The 5,569-nt window shown below is 45.6% G+C and carries 4 protein-coding genes and 2 pseudogenes; all 6 read right to left on the reverse strand.

Annotated features, from left to right (window positions below; genetic code table 11):
* A partial coding sequence (locus ACJHYR_RS26680) for a transposase (protein ID WP_033880560.1) occupies positions 1-179 on the reverse strand: 179 nt, incomplete at its 3' end.
* 164 nt (positions 180-343) lie between these two features.
* A pseudogene (locus tag ACJHYR_RS26685) lies at positions 344-514 on the reverse strand (helix-turn-helix domain-containing protein); the annotation flags it as partial.
* Between the two features lie 244 nt (positions 515-758).
* Entirely contained in the window at positions 759-1,550 is a 792-nt protein-coding gene (locus ACJHYR_RS26690) for a DUF4198 domain-containing protein (RefSeq protein ID WP_000977396.1), read from the reverse strand.
* Between the two features lie 18 nt (positions 1,551-1,568).
* Positions 1,569-3,539, reverse strand: coding sequence for a TonB-dependent receptor domain-containing protein (locus ACJHYR_RS26695; RefSeq protein ID WP_001313270.1), 1,971 nt, complete (start codon positions 3,537-3,539; stop codon positions 1,569-1,571).
* Between the two features lie 166 nt (positions 3,540-3,705).
* A pseudogene (locus ACJHYR_RS26700) lies at positions 3,706-4,749 on the reverse strand (DDE-type integrase/transposase/recombinase).
* A 661-nt stretch (positions 4,750-5,410) separates the two neighbouring features.
* The gene (locus tag ACJHYR_RS26705) at positions 5,411-5,518 is read right to left on the reverse strand and encodes a hypothetical protein (RefSeq protein ID WP_001313273.1); all 108 of its coding nucleotides are present in this window, start codon (positions 5,516-5,518) and stop codon (positions 5,411-5,413) included.
* Between the last annotated feature and the right edge of the window lie 51 nt (positions 5,519-5,569).

The raw sequence follows: 5,569 nt of genomic DNA on the forward strand, positions 1-5,569 counted from the left end.
TTTCCCTCGCGCCATTGTTGTCGCCATTTGAACAACAGATTGGCGTTAATGCCATTTTCAAGAGCAAGTTTTGAGATGGATATCCCGGGTTCACAGGAGGCAGCAACGAGCAGCTGTTTAAATTCGGGAGGATAATTAGGGCAGCCTTTTCGCCTGCCGGGAGTCACATTTTTCTGCATATCTGACACTTTGGTTCCCACTACTTATTTTGTGGACACCACTTTGTCTAATGCGTCAGATTCTGACCAGACGGTTCAGGCTGTACGCTTACTGACGAACTCCTGCCATGGAACGTAGTTCTCCCCTATAAATAAGCGTCAATACAACGGTCGGTTTACGCTTACATGCCAGAGGCATTAAACCGTTGAAAGATATTATGAACGGTGGAATGACTGAGGCCTAACTGCTCCAGTGCGATAGCCCGAACAGATAATTGCTCTTCGAATATTAGTCGCAATACATCTGGAAAATAAGAGCGAAAGCCGGTGATATCTTTTGTTGTCTGAGAATTCATCATTCGTGTCCATCAATAGATGGACACGATTGTTGCCAGACAGGACAACCACCACAAGACGGCACAGAAGGAGCGCTTACATTTAGTCTGCAAGGATCAGGAGTTACAGACGGCATTGGCTTTACGCTTACGTATTAGGTAAGATACATCAACAAAATAATTATGTGGCTTTATACATGGATGTCAGTAGGCTATTTCCGGTTGATATACCCTGCCCGTAAATTACAGGGCAGGAATAGTATTATTAATTTCGGGAGAAGCTTAAGGTTGCCACATCGACAGTTTCATCACACAGGTTTTTGTCCTGAAATACTTTCTTATTTTTGACTTTAGCTAGCCATTGCCCGACATGAAGGGAGGGTACAGTGATGATACCGTCCTCATTACTTACAAAGGTAAGTTCTGCTTTATGAGCCGAATGTTTATGCTCTGCCGCATGAGTATGGCGGGATGATTTCAGATAACTGACAGAGTCAAGCTCCAGAGTGGCTCCGGCAAGCGGGGAAGTTTTATACAGAACTTTCAGCTTCACATCTTCACCGAAACGACTGATATCGGATAACGGAATGATTTCAAGCTCATCCCCTATTGGATACTGATAGAGTTGTGCTGGCATCTGCTGTTCACCAGGAATAAAAGATTTTGCATATTTAGTCACAAACTCACAGTATGCCACATCATTTCTGCCCTCCCGGCTGACAGGCTTCCATCCTGACGAGGTTCTCGACCAGTATCCCGGTTTCATTTTCGTTGACAGAACGTAGCTATTACCGTTGCCTGCAGACTCAATTTTATAGACATAATCCGTGGATGTTGGCTTCAGCGTTATTGTCTCTTTCCCGTTATAAAGCCGGGGAGTTTCAAAGAAATCCCTTCTGTCAGGAATCGTGCCCTTTGAGGGGAAATTATGACCATAACCAATCTCTGCGATAACGTTGTTCTCTGCCTGTTTGCCGGTAATCCAGACATCATGGGCCAGGACATGCCCCGATGCTGTCAGACAAAGAGCTAAGATATAGCCTGTATTTTTCATCATGATTTATTTCCTGAGAGGTTACCACTGATAACGGGTATAAAGACTGACAGTTCGGCCTGAAAGCGGCACACCTTTGCCATTCATGGCAAGCTTGTTGAAGGCATTATCCAGAGTTACTGACGCCTCAAAGCCTTTAACACTTACAGGCTTATAAGACAGTGAAAAGGAATGTATGGCATAGCCAGCCTGATAGGAGTCGCCTTTTTTCACATGCGTGGCTGATGCTGAAAGTTCAGCACGCCATCCGGCATAAACGCCTCTATGACCAACAGGTATGCTGATGTCACTGATAAGTGTGTCAGGATTGCCGGAGCCCAGCCATTCCCTGCTGCTGGCATCCATACTTTCCGTCCGGTTATAAGAAAGCACCCAGTCAACATAATCAGACTGGTAATTTCCCTGCATATCCCATCCCCAGATACGGGCCCGGGATACATTATAAGAATAAGAACGCATCCGTTTCATATCCACGCGTGTGGCAATATAGTTTCTGGCATCCGTTCCGAAATATCCGCCTTTTAACTGCAGCCGGTCATTGTCTGTAAGCAGGCCATCCAGTTGAATACCTGCGCCAATCTCACGGGTGATGTTATTTTCTGGTTTCAGATTAAGGTTAGGAACCCAGTAATTGGGTTTACCCTTGCGGTAAAAATGTACATCATCCCTGTACATTTCTGCCATTGTGGGCGCTCGGAATGCAGAGGATATGGAGCCGTACATCATCAGCCAGTCTGTCGGTGAGACTGAAATCGCCGCCCTTGGGGACAGGCGTTCGGCTTTCAGTTCTCCGGCACGGGGATTGAAGCTCTTGTACCGGTCATAGCGGGAACCGACGATAATGTTAACAGGGTAGCTTTTCATTGTCATTTCATCCTGGAAATACAACGATGTAAAGTCAATATTTCCTTCCGGATATAGTGTGGCAGAGCCTTCTGGCTTCTGCTGCTGACGGTAATATTCAGCGCCATAACTTAACTGATGGGCTCCCGGAAAAATCAGAGTATGACTCCTGTTGACAACATTAACACCGGAGGTTCTGTTGTTTCTCCATTCTGCCGTTTTGTTGTGACCGTTTGTCTTGATAGTGATATCACTGAGATATAACGTTGACTTTACATTGATGAGGCTGTTATCCACAGGAGCGTACTGGTACCAGAACTGTACGTCATTTTGTACTGTTTTTCTGTCACGCAGGCCGCTGTCACCATGTGTCTGAGTGGGATTGCCCGGTTCAGTGGTGTTATTCCGGTAGAGACGCAAGCTGGCACCTGCTTTGTTACTGTCTGTTATACCGACAGAGCCTTTCGCAAACAGGGCTGCAGGTTTTTCCTTGTTAGGTGCGCGCTCACCATCACTTTGATAGATATTACCTCTTTTACGCATAATGACAGAAAGGAGCGCATCTGTTTTTCCGGTTTTACCGAACCAGGTGAGCCCCGAGCCTGTGCTGTGGTCACCACTGGCAATATTTCCCCACAGACTTAAACCGTTTGTCTCTCCGGGGGGAAGGAAATCTGCTGCATCGGCAGTTCTGAAGTCCACTACACCTCCCAGCCCGCCACTGCCGTACAGACTGGAGTTTGGCCCGCGGACAACTTCGATACGTTTGACAAGAGCCGGATCCAGATAAGTGCCACTGCTTTTTGCCATGTCACTGAGTTGGCGGACGCCGTCAACAAGAACAAGTACCCCGCTTTTGTCATAGCCGCGTAGATTAAAGGTCTGCCCATTGGTCCGTCCTGCACCAGTCTGGCTGAGACCGGCAACACCTTTCAGCATGCCGGCCGATGTAACCGCATTCTGACTCCACGGTGTGTCATTCGTGACGACACTGACCATCGACGGCGTTTCAAATACCGTGTTCTGATTTCCTGTCGCGACAATGGTGATTGTATCTTTAGCCATAGAAGAATGACTGGTCGCTGCCTGTAGTCCCACCGGGACTATAATTAATGTACAAATGACAGTTCTGATTACATTCATATACATTCGAAAACATATGTTGGTATTAAAATGTTATAACATAACATTTTATTTATGCAACTCTGATTATGTAGCGTTCAGTGATGAACTGTTAATAATATTCTGTCGATCAGCTAAGTGTCAGCGTATGCGGTAAGCCTGCCCTTGAGTCACTGTTTGGCAACTGCTACATCTAAGGTGACGTTATCCGCTGACATCGATATTCCCGTGGTGAGAGATAACCTAACGCACTATGCGGGTGGTTCTCATTGTAATTCTCGAACGCCTATGCAAGGTTATGCAATGCCGTTATTACATTCGGTTTCGGTATGAACGCAATGTAGTCTTCCTTCATCGTTTTCACTAACCTTTCTGCCATTCCATTACTCTGAGAGCTGCTGATTGCCGTTGTGCAGGGCTCCAGATCCAACTCTCTGGCGAACTGCCGTGTTTCATGCGCTCTATACGCTGAACCGTTATCTGTCAACCACCGGATGGACTGTTCCGGTACTTTATCGCCAAAGAGTTTTTCTATCGCTCCTAACATCACATCCTGCACTGTCGCTTTATTGTAACCTCCCGTATTGGATGCCCAGTCGATAGCTTCACGATCGCAACAGTCCAGGGCGAACGTAACCCGGACTTTTTCGCCATCATCGCAACCGAACTCAAAGCCATCAGAACATCAACGCTGGTCGCTTTCCTTACCGATATTCGGCCTTTATGTTCCCGCTGCAGTCGTGATAGTTTGTCATGTAACAACAGGATATTTTCGCTCATTATCCGGTAAACGCGCTTTGCATTCACTAACGGTAGTCCTTCATTTAGGGACTGCCGCCTGAGTATCGCCCAGAACACGGCTTACCGGGGCTATTCCTTGTCCGAAGGTAACAAGGGCACATGCGCTATCCATTTTCGCGATTGCGCATACTCCACCACTTCTTTGAGGATCTAAACTTCCATGGTTTTTTACCCAGCAAGAGCTGTAACTCTTTTATTTGTTTTATAGCGGCAGGCAGTTCTGAGGCAGGAACGACACCCTCTCCTGAAGCAACAGCAGTGAGACTTCCTTCCAGAGATTGTTTTTCCACTTAAACAACAGGCAGGGCTGAATACAACGCAAACGCGCCACATGTGACACCGCCATGCCAGGCTCCATTGTCTGCTGAATAATGCCAATTTTTTCCTGAGGAGTTTTACGTTTACGAAGCTCCAGCCCCGGCAAAGTTCCAGTCATCTCAAAATTAGAACCAGTGTCAGACATATATCCAAGCCTGTCTCTTATTTTAAGATACATCCACTATCTGGCGTTTCAAGGGGCTGGTCCAGCTACAAATATTATTGAAAGAGATTTTTATGAAAACGAAGCTTTTTACGATTTCTATCGGCATTGATGTAATATAGAAGAGTTATATAAATTATTCAAATCAAATTTTCTATTGAAGATTTTCATTCACAGAGTGAGAAAGATGTAAAATAAAAATACAGGCTCATATATTATTACTTAACCTTACATGGATATCCTGAAATGACATTAATTATTAAGATAATAACGTTTTCATCGGTAGTAGTAGAAATAAACAAAATTTTAATTTCAAAAACTGCTTGTTTCTCGTAGTGAGGTACTTGTCTTTACTGATTCGGGTAACAGGAAAACATTTAAAATCATTCTGTTGCGCTCTTTCTGAGAGGCTGATTGCAAAATGGCATCTGAATCGATCGCAGTTGTATGACTCAGCGAGTAAGGCCAGGGAGGTGTTACCCACGAAAATATGTACGGCCCAGAACGCGCTGGAACTCTTTTGATGCTCCAGCAAGAACTTAACCGAATGCCATTGGTACGCTGCCCCACAGAAAATTCCGTCACTAATGGCGGTAGCCGACAGATTCACATGGCGTTACCGCAGTAAACCAAGATGGATCTTGATTGCGTCCTCAACAGACAACATATCTGCTTTGGACAACGAGCCAATATGTGTTTTGAGACAGGACTTATCCGCCGCCATAATCTGCTCTACAATCGCTTTGCTGCTCTGACACCTACGGTCACAACAGCC

It is taken from the genome of Escherichia sp. WS1450 (assembly GCF_046487395.1).
Taxonomy (GTDB): domain Bacteria; phylum Pseudomonadota; class Gammaproteobacteria; order Enterobacterales; family Enterobacteriaceae; genus Escherichia; species Escherichia coli.